This window comes from Burkholderia sp. MSMB2157WGS (assembly GCF_001532755.1).
Lineage (GTDB): Bacteria > Pseudomonadota > Gammaproteobacteria > Burkholderiales > Burkholderiaceae > Burkholderia.
Window position 1 is genome coordinate 197,091 of record NZ_LPJG01000017.1, and the last position, 18,631, is coordinate 215,721.

General features: G+C 61.2%; 18 protein-coding genes. 13 read left to right on the top strand and 5 right to left on the bottom strand.

The features are described 5' to 3' along the window. Positions 1–17: 17 nt before the first annotated feature. The 5 genes from WT53_RS11925 to WT53_RS11945 are packed head-to-tail and all read right to left on the bottom strand — an operon-like array spanning position 18 to position 5,920. On the bottom strand, positions 18–620 hold the full coding sequence (locus tag WT53_RS11925) for a LysE family translocator (protein ID WP_059834254.1): 603 nt from the start codon (positions 618–620) through the stop codon (positions 18–20). After that, positions 621–1,433 carry a formyl transferase gene (locus WT53_RS11930; protein WP_034205954.1) on the bottom strand — a complete coding sequence of 271 codons (813 nt, stop codon included), beginning with the start codon at positions 1,431–1,433 and terminating at the stop codon, positions 621–623. It abuts the gene before it with no gap. Then, a complete protein-coding gene (locus WT53_RS11935) occupies positions 1,430–4,000 on the bottom strand; it encodes a lyase family protein (RefSeq protein ID WP_034205955.1) in 2,571 nt (856 codons plus the stop codon). The genes WT53_RS11930 and WT53_RS11935 overlap by 4 nt, the downstream gene beginning before the upstream one ends. 3 nt (positions 4,001–4,003) lie before the next feature. Continuing rightward, a complete protein-coding gene (locus WT53_RS11940; protein ID WP_034205956.1) occupies positions 4,004–5,008 on the bottom strand; it encodes a PLP-dependent cysteine synthase family protein in 1,005 nt (334 codons plus the stop codon). Positions 5,009–5,017: 9 nt separating this feature from the next. After that, on the bottom strand, positions 5,018–5,920 hold the full coding sequence (locus WT53_RS11945; protein ID WP_034205957.1) for a GHMP kinase: 903 nt from the start codon (positions 5,918–5,920) through the stop codon (positions 5,018–5,020). Positions 5,921–6,529: 609 nt separating this feature from the next. Between WT53_RS11945 and WT53_RS11950 the strand changes: the two genes are divergently transcribed. The 13 genes from WT53_RS11950 to WT53_RS12010 all read left to right on the top strand — a co-directional run bounded on the left by WT53_RS11950 (position 6,530) and on the right by WT53_RS12010 (position 18,163). Next, the gene (locus tag WT53_RS11950; protein WP_034205958.1) at positions 6,530–7,339 is read left to right on the top strand and encodes a hypothetical protein; all 810 of its coding nucleotides are present in this window, start codon (positions 6,530–6,532) and stop codon (positions 7,337–7,339) included. 69 nt (positions 7,340–7,408) lie between these two features. Further along, a complete protein-coding gene (locus WT53_RS11955; protein ID WP_034205959.1) occupies positions 7,409–8,245 on the top strand; it encodes an alpha/beta fold hydrolase in 837 nt (278 codons plus the stop codon). A 76-nt stretch (positions 8,246–8,321) separates the two neighbouring features. After that, entirely contained in the window at positions 8,322–9,932 is a 1,611-nt protein-coding gene (locus WT53_RS11960) for an amino acid adenylation domain-containing protein (protein WP_034205960.1), read from the top strand. Continuing rightward, entirely contained in the window at positions 9,856–10,113 is a 258-nt protein-coding gene (locus tag WT53_RS11965) for an acyl carrier protein (RefSeq protein WP_034205961.1), read from the top strand. The genes WT53_RS11960 and WT53_RS11965 overlap by 77 nt, the downstream gene beginning before the upstream one ends. A gap of 29 nt (positions 10,114–10,142) precedes the next feature. Further along, positions 10,143–11,066, top strand: coding sequence for a chlorinating enzyme (locus WT53_RS11970; protein WP_034205962.1), 924 nt, complete (start codon positions 10,143–10,145; stop codon positions 11,064–11,066). 86 nt (positions 11,067–11,152) lie between these two features. Further along, a complete protein-coding gene (locus WT53_RS11975) occupies positions 11,153–11,389 on the top strand; it encodes a phosphopantetheine-binding protein (RefSeq protein WP_034205963.1) in 237 nt (78 codons plus the stop codon). Continuing rightward, a complete protein-coding gene (locus WT53_RS11980) occupies positions 11,386–12,291 on the top strand; it encodes an alpha/beta fold hydrolase (RefSeq protein ID WP_034205964.1) in 906 nt (301 codons plus the stop codon). Before WT53_RS11975 ends, WT53_RS11980 begins: the two co-directional genes overlap by 4 nt. Beyond that, positions 12,288–12,866, top strand: coding sequence for a GNAT family protein (locus tag WT53_RS11985; RefSeq protein ID WP_034205965.1), 579 nt, complete (start codon positions 12,288–12,290; stop codon positions 12,864–12,866). Before WT53_RS11980 ends, WT53_RS11985 begins: the two co-directional genes overlap by 4 nt. A gap of 66 nt (positions 12,867–12,932) precedes the next feature. Next, positions 12,933–13,556, top strand: coding sequence for a LysE family translocator (locus WT53_RS11990; RefSeq protein WP_052100175.1), 624 nt, complete (start codon positions 12,933–12,935; stop codon positions 13,554–13,556). Positions 13,557–13,577: 21 nt separating this feature from the next. After that, positions 13,578–14,405, top strand: coding sequence for a thioesterase II family protein (locus tag WT53_RS11995; RefSeq protein ID WP_230624867.1), 828 nt, complete (start codon positions 13,578–13,580; stop codon positions 14,403–14,405). Continuing rightward, entirely contained in the window at positions 14,402–15,976 is a 1,575-nt protein-coding gene (locus tag WT53_RS12000; protein WP_034205966.1) for a gamma-glutamyltransferase family protein, read from the top strand. The genes WT53_RS11995 and WT53_RS12000 overlap by 4 nt, the downstream gene beginning before the upstream one ends. A gap of 34 nt (positions 15,977–16,010) precedes the next feature. After that, entirely contained in the window at positions 16,011–17,534 is a 1,524-nt protein-coding gene (gene ilvA / locus WT53_RS12005; protein WP_034205967.1) for a threonine ammonia-lyase, biosynthetic, read from the top strand. 50 nt (positions 17,535–17,584) lie between these two features. Then, on the top strand, positions 17,585–18,163 hold the full coding sequence (locus tag WT53_RS12010; protein ID WP_034205968.1) for a LysE family translocator: 579 nt from the start codon (positions 17,585–17,587) through the stop codon (positions 18,161–18,163). The last annotated feature ends 468 nt before the right edge of the window (positions 18,164–18,631 follow it).

Sequence of the window (18,631 nt, forward strand, 5' to 3'; positions counted from 1 at the left end):
GGGTGGTGCGGCCGCCTTCAGAAAAGCAGGAACGCGATCGAAGAGGCGGACAGCAGCGCCAGGATGCGCTGGAGCGTCTTGCCGTTCAGGACGTGGCACATCACGAGGCCCCCTACCGCCCACAGCGAGTTGCATGGGAAGAAGACGAGCCCGAGGGTGAGCGACAGGAGCGTCGCGTCGATGTAGACGTTGCCCGTCAGCGGCAGGAACGTCGACGTCGCGCTGGCGCCGAGCAGCCAGATTTTCGGGTTCACGACCTGGAGCAGGGCAGCCTCACCGAACGTAATGGGATGTTCGATCGAACGACTTTCGGCATTGTCCGACTGCGACGTGTAGAGCTTGTAGGCCAGGTACAGGATGTACGCGGAACCAATCACTTTCAGCGCCGGGTGCAGCAATGGGTAACGGTTCATCACGCTGAACAACCCGAGCGCGACGACCATGAACAATACGAACACGCCGAACGAGATGCCGGTCAGCGACGGCAATGTGCGCCGGTATCCGAATTGCGCGCAGTTGGCGGTCGTCATCAGGTTGTTCGGCCCCGGAGAGATGATCAGCGGGATCGAAAACAGCATGATCTGGAGCAGCTTGCCGACCAGCGCGTCGTCAACGTTCATCTAGCCGGTCTCCTTGCCGCGATTCGCGCCCGCCGCAAGCCGCCGGCGGACGGCGCTGAGGTGATGTACGAGTTCGACCAGCGGGCCGCGATCGCGCATGCGATAGGTCGAACCGATGTCCGGCTGAGGTTCGCTGTTCCATGTGGCGATATCGGAATCCCGCTTCAGGCGGGCAACGAGGCTGTCCACCGCGGCACGCTCGGCACGCGAATAGAGCGTTTCCGAATTGTCGTCCGGAGAGAGCCGAACCGAATGACGGCTAATGATGGCGCCAGTGTCGAGACCTGCGGACACCCGATGAATCGTCGTGCTCAGCTTGTCGAGTTCGCCGTGATGCAGCGCGAAGAAGAAGCAGTGGTTGCCGCGGTAGTACGGCAAATGACCACCGTGGATATTGACGATGCGATCGGACGGGACAAGCGACAGCACGGCCGTGCCGATTTTCTTGGTACCCATCACGATATAGACATCGGAGATTTTCTCGCGCAGTGCGTCGAGCACGATCGTGTCGTTGATCCACGACGTTTCCAGATACCGCACGCCGGCCTGCCGTCGAAGCGCGTCCCATGTTTGCGGCCCGTCGTCGCGAAGAAAGTAGCGGCGGCGGTAAGTGTCATAGCCGAATAGCTTGCGTCGCCATTCGTGGTAACGTGTCCAGAAATACGCGCGATAGTGGCCCTTGCGAAGCAGGCGCGATGCCTGTTCGCGCCCGGGCTCGACGATGACGCGAACCTGTCCGAACGCGTTCAGTATTTCCGTGGCAAGGTACAAATGATGCGGGCCATCCGAGCAAAGCAGTGTGATGTCGGTCATGCGCGGATACTCATGAAGCGGTGATCGAGCGCTTGCTTCGCCGCAGCAGCGCGCGACTCGCGCAATCGCTGACGTCTACGCTGATCCAGCAAACGCGTGGCGAGCGTCGCCAGTGCGGCGCGCGTGTTCCGCGTCGACGGCCCGCCGCCGCTGTCGAGGCGATCGAATACGGTTGCGCTTTCCAGTTCGACATGGAGGCGGTCGAGCATTGTGCCCGCGGCGGTGTCGAGCACATCCTGCGTAGCATCAGGCGTGTTTGACAGCGCACGGCTCACAGCCGCGTGGGCGTCCCTGAACGATGCCATGTGTTGCTGCACAAGCGATTCTGCAACGAGTGTCGCGCCCGCATTGCCCATGTCGATTGCGCGGCGCGCGGCGTTGGCGTCGAACTGGATTTCGTTTATCGCATAGACGAGCACCTTCAGCATGTCGATGACGAGTCCGCTCATCGCGCTGACCGCTTCCACCGCGGTGCGACTTGCCTGATAGGAGTTACCGGTCGGCAAATGCGACAGTGATGACAGTGCCCCGGCGCAATGTCCGGCGATCCGGTCGTGACCAAGGCGCAACCATTCGAGCAGATACGGATTGCGCTTTTGCGGCATGTTGGACGACCCGCCGTACATGCCGTCGGGCAACGTGACAATCCCGATTTCACGCATCGACCAGAGCTGCAGGTCGGTGGCGATACGGTTCAGATTGCTACTCAGCTCGGTTAGCAGACAGGCGCAGCGCAGTGCCGGATTCTTGTCGGTGATCGCGCTCAGCGAATTGAGCGGCCCCGTCGAAAAACCCAGCAGGTTCGCCGTGCGTCGCGGGTCGGTGGTAAACGTCGTGCCCGCACCCGCGCAGGCGCCAAGCGGAGAGGATGTCAACCCGTCGCGCAGCGAGGACAGCGCGTCGAGCGTCCCGAGCAAGATATCGCACTGTGCGACGAGATAGTGTGCTGCCGACCCTGGCATGGCGGTCTGGTACTGGCTATAGATCGGCAGCGGAACGTCGGCTGACTCCGCAGCGCGTCGTGCGAGCGCCTCGCCGAGATCAATGGCCCGGCGCGTGACTTGCGACAGCGCCTGACGGATGGTCAGCAGAAGGTGCGTGCCATTGATGTCGTTGCGCGAGCGCGCCGCCTGAACCATGCCGCCCGTGTCTCGTCCGCAACGGCTGATCACGTACTGCTCGTAGTCGAAGTAATCTCCGCGACCGGAAACGTGTTCCCGCAGCAACGCCGGATTCGCTTCCAGCGCCATCACCGCTTCTCGCAGCGAGTGGAACTGCTCCGCGCTCAGGATCGACTGTTCCCGCAGCATGATCAGATGGGCTTTTTCGATCGCGAGAAGATTAACCGTAAGCTTGCCGAAGCATGGGGGGGAGTGTTCGTAGACGATGTCGTGAATCGTGTCGCGGTCCGGCATCTCCCGGTCCGGATCGTCGTACAGTACGCGTGAACGCCTCCGTAGCGACAATGCGTTCCGGAGCACGGAGCCGGCGCTGGGTCCGAATGAAATCACGTAGCCGGCGCGATCCGAAAAGTCGAACTTGCCTGCGTTGACGCCTTCCTCGCGAAACAGTCCCGCATCGGCGCAATCGTCCGGGAAATCGATACCAACATAGCGGCGCCCGACTTCCGGCACGACGAACGCGACGGCGCTGTGCAGCGCGGGTGTCGGCACGACAAACTGGCTGCGACTCGAGAGATGGCTGCGTACGTACAGATCTGCGATCGACCATCCATAGGCACGCTCCATCAAACGGGGAATCATGCCCCCTGCCAGGCGCGCATTGATTTCGATGATGGTGATTGTGTCGCCGTGAACCTTCAGTTCCGTATGCGCGGGACCGAACATATAACCGACGGCGTGAAGCGCGCGACGGACGGTATCGACGATGCGGGCGTGGGTGGCCGCATCGAGGTTCGCCGGCAGGACGTGCGCCAGTTCGAGGAAATGCGGCGGCTTGGTCAGGAACTTGCGTGTCACCGCGAGCACATGATGGCCGTCGGCGTCGCTGAACGATTCGACGGAGAACTCCACCCCCGGGACGAAGCGCTGGCAAATGAACGCGCTATCGGATATGTCCGGAAAATCCTGCTCCCGTTCGACCAGGCGCACGCCGATGCTGCCCGTGCCCTGTCTGGGCTTCACGATGACCGGATAGGTTAGCTTGCGCGCAGCATTCGCCGATTCGATTTCCGCGGTGTACGGGTACGGGACGCCATGGTCGCGTAACGTATCTTGAAGCCGCAACTTGTCCCGGCACAAGGCGACGGCCGCCTCCGAATTGCCGGGCAGGCCGAGACGCTCGGACAATCGTGCGACGTTCTCGATGAATCCATCACTCGTCGACGCGACATAACGCACGTCGGGAAGATCGCCGACGATACGCTCGAGCGTGTCGACAGACTGCGTGTCGCAATCGATCACGCGAACGTCCGGCGACAATCGGTCGAGAAAAGCATAGCGTGCACGGTCGCGCACGAGGAAACAGGTTTCGTCGTAGTTCAACGACACATCGAGCAAGCTCTGCCCGAACCCGGTGGTGTTCGATTCGATGTAGACGATCGCCATGATTCATTGAAACCGGTGAATGTCCGCGCGATTCCATTTCATCCACGCCCATTCCGTATCGGCGTCGTAAGCAGTCGGTTGCTCGATCTGGACCGGCCGGAGCTGATCGTATGCAGGGCTGTCGTCGTTGCTGGCGAAAGTCGAGTCGACATAGCGGGAACCGTCGTCCGGGCTCAGAAAGACGATCGGCGTGTCCGGATATCGGTTGCGCACGAATCGGACCACGGCAAATGCGGCGCCGGTGGTCGGCCCGCGAAAATGTCCGGTGGACTTGTAGAGTTTGCGCGTGAAATGATCGGCAAGTTCCGCGCTGACCCAATGCACGTCGTCGAACAGCGCATGCTTCAGATTGCCGGGCATGATCGTGTTGCCGAGACCGCGCAGCTTGCGGGGGCCGTCGATCTGGCCGAACAGGACGCTGTTGAAAGTGTCGACACCGACGAGCGTGCAGTCGGCGCCTGCCGCGCGCAGTGCTGTCGTGATACCGCAGCTTGATCCGCCGGAGCCAACCGGTGCGACGAGAATCAGGCGGGGGCCGATCGTGTCGAGCAGTTCGTGCGCGATGTTGGCATAAGCGAGCGCGTTGTTCTCGTTGTCGTACTGGCGGCACCAGAAGGCTCCCGGCTCGGCAGCGAGAATTTCATGCAGCCGATCCAGTCGTGCCTTCTGATATCCTTGGCTGCCTTTCTTGTCCGTGACGATTTCCACCCGGCCGCCCAGCATTTCGAGCTGGCGTTTGAATGTCGGGTCGATCACGGGATCGCCGATTGCCACGAAGGGGTGATTCAAGCGGTTGCATACGATGGCCATTCCGAGGGCGAAATTACCGCTCGATGTCTCCACGACGGTTTTTCCCGGCTGCAATTCGCCGCGCGTGCGCGCCTTGCTGATGATGTAATTGGCCGGCACGATCTTCATCGCCTTGAAAGACAACATGTGCAGGGCGCGTTCGATTGGAAACAGCACGGCGTCCTGCATTGCATCGAGCGACGATTCGTATTGAAGCATGTGCGATTCCTATACCGTTGTGTATTGAATGGATTCGATTCGATGTGCGTGCAGCCGCGCCTGTGCATGCGCTGCCGATGCTCCCGTCTCGGCGGCGTTGGCGTCGTAGAGCAACCCCACGCACGTTCCCGAATGGGTGGCGACTAGACCGAGCGCGTTGGTCTCGTTGCGCAGCGTGCGCAGGATGCCGATGTGTGGGTGGGGATTGAACGACTGCGACAACTCGCAACTGCGAGTCGCGATCTCGCCGAGCTGGGGTAGATCGAGGTCGCGAACCGCCGTTTTCATGCGCGCCAGCATTCTGCTGTATTCGTCGCACACTTCCGCGGACGGATCGCGCCTCTTCCGGTTGAATTCGATCGTGTCGCATTCGCCGCCGCGATCCGCGCTGACGATCACGAGCGGGGGAGTCTTGCCGAGCCGCTCGTCGAGTTTCACTTCACGGTGGAAGAACGAGACGATGCCGTCGTACATCACGCCGTCCGTCGGTTCGATGAAACGAAGGATCGACTCGATGGTCTCGGGTGCCGGCGTTCGGCCATACGCGTATGCGGCGGCACGGACTGCCGCGACCATGTCGGCCGACGAACTCGCCAGCCCCTTGCCCACGGCGAACATCGACTTGAAATGCAGCATGCCGCCTGGCGGAAGATCGTGAAGGCGCAGGTAATCCTGAACCGCGCGACAGGCCTTGGTCTTGAATCTGACATCCACGGCGACGTGATCGGAGCCCGTGATCTCGAATTCGACGACGCTCTTCAGATTGACCGGCAACGTGACCAGAAAGTGCCGATTGTCCGGCAGGACACCTTGCATCAGTTCGCCGAATGTCCCGTGGCATTCGCCTCTCGGAAAGAGTGAAAGGAATTCGTCGTTTCGTAGCGCATTGTCTTGCTCTGAGAGAACGTCCATTTTCCCCTCTCGAAAATGAAGGCAAATCGTGGTGTCGAGCTGTGAAGCATAGCGATGGCCGTTCGTCCGCTTCTTTACGAAAATTGCGCACTAGTATCGAAATTTTGCTCAGCTGCGAGTGGCCGGTGTGAGCAAGACCGGTCGAAAAGCAGCGTGGATCGGACCGGGTTCCCGCTCACGAAAAATGGTGATGAAAGGCGCTGGATTCCCGTCGTGTATGGGTTTGCGGCCGAACGGGCCGCGTGTCGACCACGCCTATCGATGGCGTGCCGTCGCGCAGCGATACCAACTGAACTGCGTGGTTGAGCGGGCGTCGCCGCACTTTACTCATGCAGCTGGCCCGAGATAGAGTATTTCCACCACGAAGAGGGTGTGCCGGGCCGGCGGGCAACGGAGTGTGCTTCTCCGTCACTGCCCTTGCCACGGCGAATCCGGCATGACATGCGACTGAAAACGGATCGATGAATCGTCGTGTTGTGTAGTAGTCCGATTCAATAGCACTAAAGCTGCTTATACCGGCATGTATGCATCGACGCGTTTTGATTTTCAAGTCAAGACCCGCCGGTTTGCTGGTGTGCGAAAGTCATTCAACTATTCTGGAAATGCGAAATGGAAACGGTGTTCGGTGGCCGATTCATGACATTTGACGGGTATGACGTCCGCAGGCCCATGACATTACGCGAGGCCGCCGAATGCGTGCGCGATCGGGAAGTTGCCGTGGCATTGCTGGACGTGGTCGAGCCTGGCGAAATCGATGCATGGTGGAACGATCGTGGCTTTCCCGATTTGCGCAATCATCAGTACCACCGCGCGCTGAATGCCACGGGTATCACGCTCGGTCAGCTTCAGCGTTCGAATTCCGAGGCCCTGGTGAACAATGTCGCCGAGTACTTCGGTCATGCCGGTGTCGCGAACATCAACATGCGCGAGACGCGCTTCATTCAGTTGTTCATGCGGGAGCTGGGTGCGGAAACCCTGCAATTCGGGAACTGGAGTCAATTCATGCTGGCCACGAAGCGTGAATATCCTCCTTTTGAAGGCGATCCGTTCAGCTTTGCGCCGCACTGCGACTGCATCGACTTCGGGCGTGACGCCGAGCGGTGGCCGTTTCGGCTCAATCTCGAGCAACTGGGCGCATTCATCACGATACAGAAGGCCGAGAACGAGGCGGGCTTCGTGCTGTGGAACATCCGCCCGGAATCGCGTCGGCAGCTCGACCAGTGGGCTGAAGAGTATGCGATGAACAAGACGCTGGGCGTGCTTGATGGCGTCGATGCGCTGACCGTGCGGCCAAGGAGCGGTCAGCTGTGCATATTCAATAGCCGCAATCTGCACGCGGTCGAGCGGTGCTCGTCGATGCGTCGCACGATCGGTACGTTCCTGGTGTATCACGAGGCGGGCTGGAAGCTGCTGCACTAGCCTAGGCGACATCCATCGCACTGGTCGTTGGCCACGAGAGACATCCCGTTTCGTTCGAAACCCTTGCCTATGTACGAATTGTCCGTTACGGCGTCTGACGGAAAGAAGCTGCGCGCGCTTCATGGCGATTGGCTTGAAACTAATCCGTTCCTGACGTTGATACTTCCGTTCGGGCTTCGTGTCGATGCCGCCCGAACGCTTTGCTCGCTGTTGGCGAGCGAATTCAACGTGGTCACCTGGCAAGGGCGGTCGCTATGCGATCAGCCTCCCGGTCCGCACGAGAGTGGATTGACGCCCGAGGCGCATGTGCGAGACATGTGTTCGGTGCTGGACGCGCTCGGTGTGCGCAAGACGGGGGTTGTCGGATTTTGCTCGGGCGCCGGCATCGCACTTGTAGCCGCGACCATCGAGGGGAGTCGAATCGATCGCCTTGCGCTGGTTTGCGGAGAGTACATGCTCAGTCCCGCGGTGTGCCCGCAATCGAATTTTCAAAGGGAGGTCGACAGTCTGTTGCCGTTGGCGGCGGAAGGTATCAACTACGCGGCCGCCTTATGCGAGAAGCTCGCAGCGAGCCGCGTGCGTGCGTCACCCAGGACCGAATTCGATGACGAGGTACGCATGCCGTTTTCGTCGGCGGCGCGTCTGTACCGCCACGGGCTGAACTACCTATCCTATCGCGGTACCGACTTCATGGCGCTGGCCGGCGGCGTACCGCACCCGACGCGCTTGATCTCGACCGATCGCGACGAGCAGGTCAGTGCCGCCAGTTCGCAGGTCATTGCCGCGCTGTTGCGCAACGCCGAGCAACACGTCGTGGTGCCGGGAGACCACTACGAAATCCTGCGGGGAAGGAACGCCGTGAACGATTCTATCGTCGAGTTCTTCGGCGGCAGGGGGGCAGCATGACGGTGTGCGTTCCGATTCACTTCAGGGCGCTCGGTGATCCGAGCGTCCGTTTTGTGTCGATCCAGCGGGGTGGGAGATGAGCATACTCGAGCGATTCGGACAGATGGTCCGGCGTCATGCCACGCATACGGCGCTCGCCGCGGACAGCGCGCGGTATACCTACGCGCAACTCGACGAGCTTTCCGATCTGTTGGCGGCTCGCCTCGTCAGGTCGGGCGTTCTCGCGGGCTCGCCCGTTGTGCTGCTTCTGCCGCGATCGCCCGGCGCGGTGATCGCGATGATCGGTGTGTTGAAGGTCGGCGCCTACTATGTGCCGGTCGACCCGGCCGGCCCGGCAGCGGTGCTGAACGAGCATCTGCAGGAACTCGGCGCACGCGTTGCACTGACGTTGTCCGAGAACGTCGCGCACTTGAAGTTCGATTCGGATCTCGCACGCATCGCGCTTGTCGAGATCGGTCGGGACGGGGTTCTGCCGGCCCGGAACGATGATGCCGGAATGATCGCGCTCGCGCAGCCGGCGACGCCGATCTCCGTGGCCTATGCAATGTTCACATCGGGCAGCACCGGCAAGCCCAAAGGCGTGCTGGTGCCGCATCAGGCAATTCAGCGCCTGGTCGTCGAAACGAACTACATCGCGCTGAATTCGCGCGATCGCGTCCTGCAGATGGCGCCGATTACGTTTGACGCATCGACATTCGAAATATGGGGGGCATTGCTCAACGGCGCGACGCTGGTGATCGAGGAATCGCCCGTGCTCGATCTGAACGCGATGGGCCGCCTCGTGCGCGAAGAACGCGTCACGGTCATGTGGTTGACGGCTGCGCTTTTCCACCTCGTGGTTCGCAACCGGCTCACGTTGCTGTCGGGACTTCGCGTGCTTCTGGCGGGCGGCGATGTGCTTCAGCCCGAATCGGTCAGGCGCGTGCTCGGCGCCTTTCCGTCGCTGACAGTCATCAATGGATACGGGCCGACCGAAAACACGACGTTCACCTGTTGCCACGTGATGACGGCTGCTACGCCACCGGGAGCAACGGTACCCATCGGCACACCGATCACGGGGACGACGGTGCGCGTCCTCGACAGGAGCGGTCAACCGGTACGCCGGGGCGAGGCGGGTGAACTGTATACGGGAGGGGTCGGCCTCGCACTCGGCTATCTGAACGATCCGGAGAAAACCAGCGCGGCCTTCGTCGACGATCCGCACTGCGAGGGGAGCAAGCTGTATCGAACGGGCGATCTCGTGCTGGAAGGCCCTGACGGCGCCTATGAATTCATCGGCCGCCTCGACAGGCAAGTGAAGATCCGCGGTTATCGCGTATCGATAGAACAAGTGCAGCAGGTTCTCGCGACGGCCGATGGCGTCGAGGACGCGGTTGTCGAGATCGGCCGCGACGAACTGGGAGAAAAGCGCCTCGTCGCGTTTGTGCAGTCATCGCAGGAACCCGCCAAGGTGCGGGTGAGCGTTCGGGAGCACCTCGGGCAGCGTCTGGCGAGCTACATGATCCCCGACATTATCGAAGTGCAGGTCGCACTGCCGTTGACCGTCAATGGCAAGGTCAACAGAAAGAAACTGATGAGTTCGCAGGAGAACCGCAACACTGGAGAGGAACATGAGCGAATCGTTGCAATTCAAGGAATCCATTCGGAAACGGCTGGCGGGGCTATTGAAAGATCGCGAGATCGGTGACGACGACGACTTCTTCGACCTGGGCGCCAGCTCGCTGTCGATCGTCGAACTGCAAGTCAAGATCGAAGAGGACCTGGGTGTAACCGTACCCACGGCCAAGCTGATGCTGGCGCCGACGTTGTCCGGCTGGACAGAACTTTATCGAGCGGCAGCCGCGGTTGCGGCGGTCGTAGAGAAATAGCACCAAGTGATTCAACCGTGAGGATCGACATGACGCAGTTTTCACTGACTCCAGACGAACTCGCCCAATTCCGTGCTCAGGGCTTCTTTGGACCGTTTCGCGTGTATTCGCCCGAAGAGGCGCGCAAACGCTACCGGGTAATTCGAGCGGAGCTTTTCGACAGGGAACACGCCATCTACGATCTGCCGGCGACGAGTCCTATCGCCAATTATGATCGCCACCTCGATGTGAACCTGCTCAGCGAGCATATCTGCAAGCGCGAGATCGTCGAACGCGTCGCTAGCATGCTGGGCCCGGACTTGTTGTGTTGGCGATCGGAGATGTTTCCGAAGTATCCCGGCGACGAGGGGACGGACTGGCATCAAGCCGACACGTTCGCGCATGCATCGGGCGCGCCGCAGATCGTCTGGCCAGGTGAGAGCCGGTTCGGCGGGGCGATTACCGCCTGGACTGCGTTTACCGACGCGACCGAGGAGAACGGTTGTCTTCGCTTCATTCCCGGCACGCACGAAGAGATGTTCTACGACGAGTCGAAGAAGATGGCCTACGACGCTTCGAAGATCAACACTCAGGAGAAGGACGGGATCAAGCGCGGATTTTTCGGTTACGACTACCGTTCTCTCCAGAAGGATCCGTCGTGGAAGCCGGACGAATCGCAGGCGGTGTCGCTGACGATGCAGGCAGGGGAGTGTGTGATCTTCTGGTCCACGCTCATGCATTCGTCGTTTCCGAATACGACGACCGATACGACACGACTCGGATATGCGAGTCGCTACGTTCCGACCGGTGTGAAGGTGTATCCGGATACGAATGTGGTCGAGGAGTACGGCAGCTCCATTTCGCTCGACAAGTATGGCGTCGTGCTGGTATCGGGCCAGGACCATTACGGGCACAACAAGCGTGTCCACAGCAATGTGAGAGGGCTGCCGTTCGATTTCGACAACCGCGGCTGACTGTCCGATACGAGCGATCTCCGGATCGTCACCGTCCGCGAACGGCGCGATGATGGTGGCGATCCGATTCACGCGATGGAGTGAACATGCAAGCAACCAGGGCAATCGTGAAGCGCCTTTTCTCCGAAGCGCTCGGTGTTGAGCACGTCGCTTCCGATGCGGATTTTTTCGTGCTCGGTGGCGGATCGCTGGCGGCAGCGGTGCTGGTGACGAAGATCGAGCAGGCGTGCGGCATCGAAGTATCGCTGCTGGACTTCATGAATCATGCAACGGTCGATGGTTTCGCCGGTATCGTTGAACAGCGCCTGAGCAACGTCGCATGAACCGTGCCGCCTGCTCATCGAACACCATGGACGTGACGCGCGGCGTGTTCGACGCGAACGGCGTCGAGATCCATTACCTGCGGCAAGGCAGCGGCCCTTTGGTCATCTGCTCGCACGGCTTTCCCGACCATGCCGGCTCCTTCCTGCCCTTGGTCGCCGAACTGGCGGAAGCAGGGTTCACCGCGGTCGCGCCGTATTTGCGTGGCTACGCGCCGTCGAGCGCCGCTCCGCCGGATCAGTACCACACCTGCTACATGGCGTGTGACCTGAAAGCGTTGATCGACGAGCTTGGTTTCGAACAAGCAATTCTGGTCGGGCACGACTGGGGGGCGCAAGCGTCCATCGCAGCGGCCATTCTGTTTCCGGAGCGGGTCGCCAAGCTCGTCGCGCTTGGATGGAGTCGTCCTGACGCGGCACAGCGATTGCACTACGACTACCTGAAGGGAATTTGGCATACGTTCTTTTTTCAATCGCCATTAGCCGAGCAGGTGCTGGCCCATGACGATTTTGCTTTCATCGAGGCGTGGTGGCGCGACGCATCCAGAAACTGGGACGTGCCGCGGGACACGATCGAATCGGTCAAGGCCACTTTTCGCCAGCCGGGCGTGCTCGAGGCGGCGCTTGCTCAATACCGCTGCCGTCATGTCGAGTTGCGTGACCCGGAGCGCCGTGACCAGCAGGCACGCATTGCCGCCGGGCCGGTAACCGTGCCGACGCTTCTGATGCATGGTACCCACGACCGCGAAGGACGCCTCGAAGCATTTACGGGCGACGGCGTGCCGGCGTATTTTTCCGCGGCGCTGACGCGCGAGATCGTCGAGGGAGCGGGGCATTTCCTGCACCTTGAAAAGTCGGGCGACGTGAATCAATCGATTATCGATTTCATTGTGGCGCCATCATGAACCGGATTCATTTGTCGGATATCCACGTGGATGATTTCGCAGAGCAGGACATCATCCCGTGTCTTGACTACTGGTATCGCTCGCCCTCGACCCTCATGGAGTCGATGAACGTCGACGTCGGCAAGTTGCCGAGCGAGCAACGCATGCGGGAGTTGCTGACGATTCTGGTGCAGCGGGCACACGGCGGCATCGCACGTGCACCGATCTTGGCGATTCGCCACATGGGCGATGCGATCGGCGTCCACGAACTGACGCACCTCGAACCGGGACTCAGTGCCATCATGCACGCCCATATCTGGCAGGCCCGCTACCGTGGCATCGGCATCGGACCGGTGTCGTATCTGGCGGCCATGCGCATCTTTTTCGATCGATTCGATTTACAAAGCATCCGCTTCGAGACGCCGGCCGACAATGCGTCGGCACAAGCCGTCAAAAGCAAGCTCGGGATCGTGCCGCAGGGCGAAGGCGTCATCGACATGCCGATGCTTCGCAATCCCGTGAAAACGGTCAGCTATCGCGTGTTGCGCCACGAACTGGACGGCATCGCGGAGTTCATCAAATCGACAGCGGGCTGACCACGATTAGCCGCCAGCGTTCGCTGTCACTGGAGCACCATTGCCAATATCCGTCAGGAGAATCCCATGTCGTTTGCTCTCGCATCAGGAATCGACCAATTCAAGCCACTTGCGGTCGCTGCGTACATTCTCGCGCTGTCGATTACGCCAGGGCCGAATAACGTCATGCTGGCCGCGTCGGGCGCGAACTTCGGATTCGTGCGCACGTTACCCCATTTGCTCGGCATTACGGTGGGTGCAACCGTTCTGGTGGTGTTGAGCGCGACGGGGCTCGGCGTCGTGTTCATCGAGTATCCGGCCGCAAGACTGGCATTGTTCGTCGTCGGCGCCCTCTATCTGGCGTACCTCGCCTACAAGATCGCGAACGCAGGGCGGCCTGCTGCCAAAGACGCGGAGACGAAGCCGTTTTCGTTCATTCAGGCCGCCATGTTCCAGTTCGTCAATCCGAAGACGTGGCTGATGGCCGCGAATCTGATCATTCTGTTTTCGGTCGATGGCCAAGGCTTTGTTTCGTCGGTGATCGGGATCTGCATATTAATGGTCGTGATCAACTTTCCCGCCGTGTCGGCGTGGGCGGCACTGGGCGTCGGGATGCAGGCTCTGCTGCAAACCGAGCGTGCGCGGGTGATCTACAACCGTTCGATGGCGTTGCTGCTGCTCGCATGCGTGCCGTTGCTGTTCTGGAAATAGGCTCGATCGAGTATGTCCGCCATGCCGGAAATCACCACGCTTCCCCGTGGCCTCGTGTCTTTCTCCACCAACGGGCACCCGGACGCACGGATTTTCTGTTTGCCTTACGCGGGCGGCAGTGCTTCGGTCTTCGCCGGCTGGCAGCGTGCGTTGCCTGCGAATCTCGAGGTGTGCGCGATCGAATTACCGGGGCGCGGCAGCCGGTTTTCCGAAGCCGCGCTGACGCACATGGATGTGGTCGTCGACGAACTGGTTCGCATCGTCGGCGACTGTCCACCCGCGCCGTTCGCGTTGTTCGGCCACAGCATGGGGGCCGTCGTTGCGGTGGAACTGGCACGTCGGCTCGTCGATCAGGGGTGCCGTCCAATCGCACTCGTCGCGTCGGCATGCGCCGCGCCACACCTGCCGATTCGACGCGAGCACGTACTGCATTTGCTGCCGCGCGATGCATTGATCGATGCATTGATACGTCTCGACGGGTTGCCGGCAGTCGCGCGCGAGCGCAGGGACTTCCTTGACACCTTCATGCCGACCATTCGTGCGGACCTGCAGTGCAGGGAAACATGGCGGAGCACGCCACGTGATCTTGGCATACCTGTTCACGTGCTGACCGGCGCGAACGACGCGCTGGTATCGGAAACGGACGCGCTAGCCTGGCAGGTGTTCACGTCGGTGGAGTTTTCGACCCGACGCTTCGACGGCGGACATTTCTTTATCCATTCGGCAACGCAGGCCGTGCTGGATCATCTGGCCGCGATCGTCCAGCGTTCACTGGCGCCTCGTCGCGACAACGTGGTGCCGCCGGGGTGCAGCATGTATGCCACGGATAACGACAGAGGTACGAAGTGAGTCATTTCGAGAATTGGCAGATCCGCAAGCCCGCGATTTCGGCATCGGGCGGCATCGTCGTCAGCCAGCACTACAAGGCATCGAAGATCGGCGCAGCGGTGCTGGAGGACGGCGGCAACGCCATCGATGCCGCGATAGCCGCGAGTTTCGCAATCGGGGTGCTCGAGCCCTGGCAAAGCGGGCTGGGTGGCGTCGGGCATATGGTCGTCTCTCCGGCCGACGGAACCGCATTCAGCATCGACTTCGCGGCGCGGGCTCCGTTGGCGCTCGAAGCCGAAGACTATCGCCTGACCGGCGAGCCCGCGCGCGGCATGTTCGGGTGGCCCGCGGTAATCGACGACCGAAATCTCGAAGGCCCGTTTTCGATCGGTGTCCCGGGGCAGGTCGCCGGCATGACGCTGGCACATCGCGAATTCGGCTCGCTGCCTTGGCGGCGGCTACTGGAGCCGGCGGTTCGCTGCGCCCGGGAGGGACTCGAAGTCGATTGGTATCTGACGTTGAAGATCGCGTCCGCCGCCGCCGGGCTCGCGCGTTATCCGGCGAGCAGTGCATGTTATTTGCGGGATGGGCATGCGCCCGCATCGGACTGGTCGGGCGCGGCGTCGCCCATTCTGCTCGAGGATCAGGCTGCCACGCTGGAGCTGCTTGCCGAGCGTGGCGGCGACGACTTTTACCGGGGCGAGCTTGCCCGCCGGATTGCCGTCGGGTTCGCGACCGTGGGATCGCGCCTGAGCCGTGACGATCTCGCCGCCTATCGCGCCGAAATCGCGCCGATTGAAGCGCTGCACTACCGTGATGCAGATATCCTGACTTCATCGGCGCTCACGGCAGGGCCGGCGCTGGCGCGCGCGCTGTCGCTGTTCGCGGGGCAATCGGCCGTCGACGGGGTTACATGCCCGGACGCGCGATTCTTCTCGCGAATTGCAGACGCGCTGACGCAGACCTATGCCGAGCGTATCGACGGCACGGCGCCCGCCGCCGACGCACGACGCGGGACGTGCACGACACATATCAGTGTTGTCGACCGGCACGGCAACGCGGTAGCGTTGACGCAAACGCTCTTGTCGATGTTCGGCTCGAAAGTGACCTTGCCGCATACGGGTATCGTCATGAACAATGCGATCATGTGGTTCGATCCGCGACCGGGGAAAGCCAACTCGATCAAGCCCGGTGCGGTACCGCTGTCGAACATGTGCCCGACGGTGATCAAGCGCGCAACAGGTGACGTGCTTGCGCTCGGCGCATCCGGCGGCCGGCGGATAATGCCGGCCGTTATGCAGCTCATTTCGTATCTGATCGATTGCGGGATGTCCATCGAAGACGCGATTCATTTCCCGCGCTTGGATGTGAGCGGCGACCCGTGGGTGACGTTGGACGAGCGACTCGACGCATCCGTTTCGCATGCGATCGGAGCGACCCGCGAAGTCCGACACGCCGCTAACCTGATTGCTCCCAATTTGTTCGGGTGCCCTAATGTTGTCCTGCGCGATGCAGGAACCCGGCAGTTGACGGGGGGAGCGTTCGTCTCGTCTCCGTGGTCAGCGGCGGTAGCAGAGCGTGACGCACGTTGAGGCTGCCGTGATTCAGTTCACAACCGATCACACCATGCACGAAGATTTCAACTATCTGACCAGTATCCTGAATGCCCCCGTCTACGACGTGGCCGTCAAGACGCCGCTCGAATGCCTGTCCCGGCTCTCCGAACGTTTTGATCGTCGCATATTGCTCAAGCGCGAGGACATGCAGCCGAGTTTCAGTTTCAAGGTCCGGGGCGCGTATACGCTCATGGCTCGGCTGTCCGGCGAGGTGCTGGCCCGCGGGGTGGTGACCGCCTCCGCCGGCAATCATGCGCAAGGCGTGGCGCTTGCGGCGCACACGCTCGACTGCAATGCGCGAGTGTTCATGCCCCACACGACGCCCGAGATCAAGATACAAGCCGTCAAGCGCTATGGTGCCGAGGTGGTGCTGTACGGCGACAATTTTGACGATGCCTGCGATGCTGCGCTGGCCGACGCACGCGATCGCAAGAGTACGTTCGTGCCGCCTTTCGATCATCCGCACGTGATTGCAGGCCAAGGTACCGTCGGGATGGAAATTCTCCAGCAAACGACCCGGCTTGACGCGATTTTCGTACCGATCGGCGGTGGCGGGCTGGCCGCCGGCATTTGCGCGTACGTCAAGCGGGTGAAGCCGCAGATCAGGATTTTCGGCGTGGAGCCGAACGACGCCGACAGCATGTATGAGGCTCTGGAGGGCGGCGCACCGGTGCGGCTGGCACACGTGGGCCGTTTTTGCGACGGTGTGGCAGTACGTCAGGTCGGGGCGTACAGCTTCGAGTTGTGCAAGCAGTATCTCGACGGCATCGTGCGGGTAGACAACGACGAAGTCTGCGCGGCGATCAAGGACGTTTTTGTCGATACGCGTTCGATTCTCGAGCCGTCGGGCGCCCTGGCACTCGCCGGATTGAAGGCCTGGCAATCGCGCGAGCAACAGGGCGCGACGCTGGTTGCCATTGCATCCGGGGCCAACATGAATTTCGATCAACTGCGCTATATCGCCGAGCGTTCGGCGGTCGGTGAAAACAGGGAGGCGCGTTTCGCCGTCTCGATCGCGGAGCGTCCCGGAAGCTTTCGCGCACTCATCGAGCGGCTCGGCGATTGTGTGGTGACTGCATTCGACTACCGCCGCACGACAGGCGGTGACGCACAAGTGTTTGTCGGGGTGCAGACGCCGGGTGCCGAAGGGGCCCGAAAGATCGTGCGGGACCTGGAGGCGGCTGGCTACCATGCCACGGATCTCGGCGGGAGTACTTTATGGCGGGCCCATGCGCATCAACTCGTCGGTGCAGACGCGTTCCGCCTCGAGAACGAGAAGCTCTTTCAGGTGATGTTTCCGGAGCGCCGCGGCGCCTTGCTGGAGTTCCTGCGGACACTCGCGGATGCATGGGATATCAGCCTGTTTCACTATCGTAACGAGGGGTTCGACTACGGGCGCGTACTGATCGGGATTCGCTGCGGCCGCGTCGATGCAGCTCGGCTGTACGGTGCACTGGAGGCGACGAAGTTCGAGTTCAGCGAGCAAGCCGATGCGTCGTCGTATCTGGCGTCGCTTCATGGCGAACGACGTTGAGAAGGCTGGTTACTACCGCGGGCGAGGCTAAGTTGGATACTCATCAATTGATGACGATGTGTTTTTACGCGGTGCTGGTGTTGATCGTGCCAGGGCCGACGAACACGCTGCTGTTTTCATCGGGAATTAGCGTGGGGTTGGCGCGAACACTGCCGCTCGTGCTTGCGGAGGCGACAGGCTACGTCGTTGCCATCTCCATTTGGGGGATTGCGCTGCTGGCATTCGCGGCGCAGCATCCTCAAGTTTTGAGCGTGATCAAGGCAACCTGTGCGTCGTACTTGCTGCTGTTGGCCGCAAAAATGTGGGCGCGGGGCAGACTGGAAGAAGATCGGCGTCCGAAGGCGGTGACGCGGTGGAATCTGTTCATCGCGACTCTGTTGAATCCCAAGGCCTTTCTGCTTGCCAGCACGGCGTTTCCGCTTAACGCGTTTCATGATGCCAACAGCGGCGCCGTCGCGTTCTGTGTGTTTCTGCTGATCCTCATGCCCATCGGGACCGGCTGGGCGAGCCTGGGGCGCGTGACCAGCATACTGGCATCCGGCCCGCGGCATATCACGGCGCTGCTGCGTTCCGCGTCGGTGCTGCTGGTTCTGTTCTCCGGGACGCTGTTGTATTCGCTCGTCAAATGAACTGTCTGCGGCTGTGCTGCCCGCCGTGAAAGCGGTTCTTTTTTCATGGTGAGTCATCCGGGCGATGAGGGCCGGCTGAGCCGGTCCGCGAAGCAACGCACGGGCGGCGCGCGTGCGGTCGCGGAGTCGAACTGACGTGCTTACGGCGGCTTCAAGTCTGGGTGTCGATGGATGGCGCCGCGATGACGAGATGATGTGAGTTTCAAGCGGCCGGGAAGGATCGAGATCGGTTGATCCGCACCGAGCCGGTCAGCATGGTGTCTGAAATGAAAAAGGGGTTACACGTTTTTGACGTGTAACCCCTTGTTTTCTGTAGCCGAGGCGAACGAACTCGAACCCCCGACCCGCCGTCCGGCCTTGCCGCGCTTTGACGGAATCGCATGCGTATGTTCTGCCCTCTTCGTGAACAGGTGGTGGGCAGGGAAATTGCCGGGGCGCACTGACGCCTCCATCCGCGGTCGTCCATTC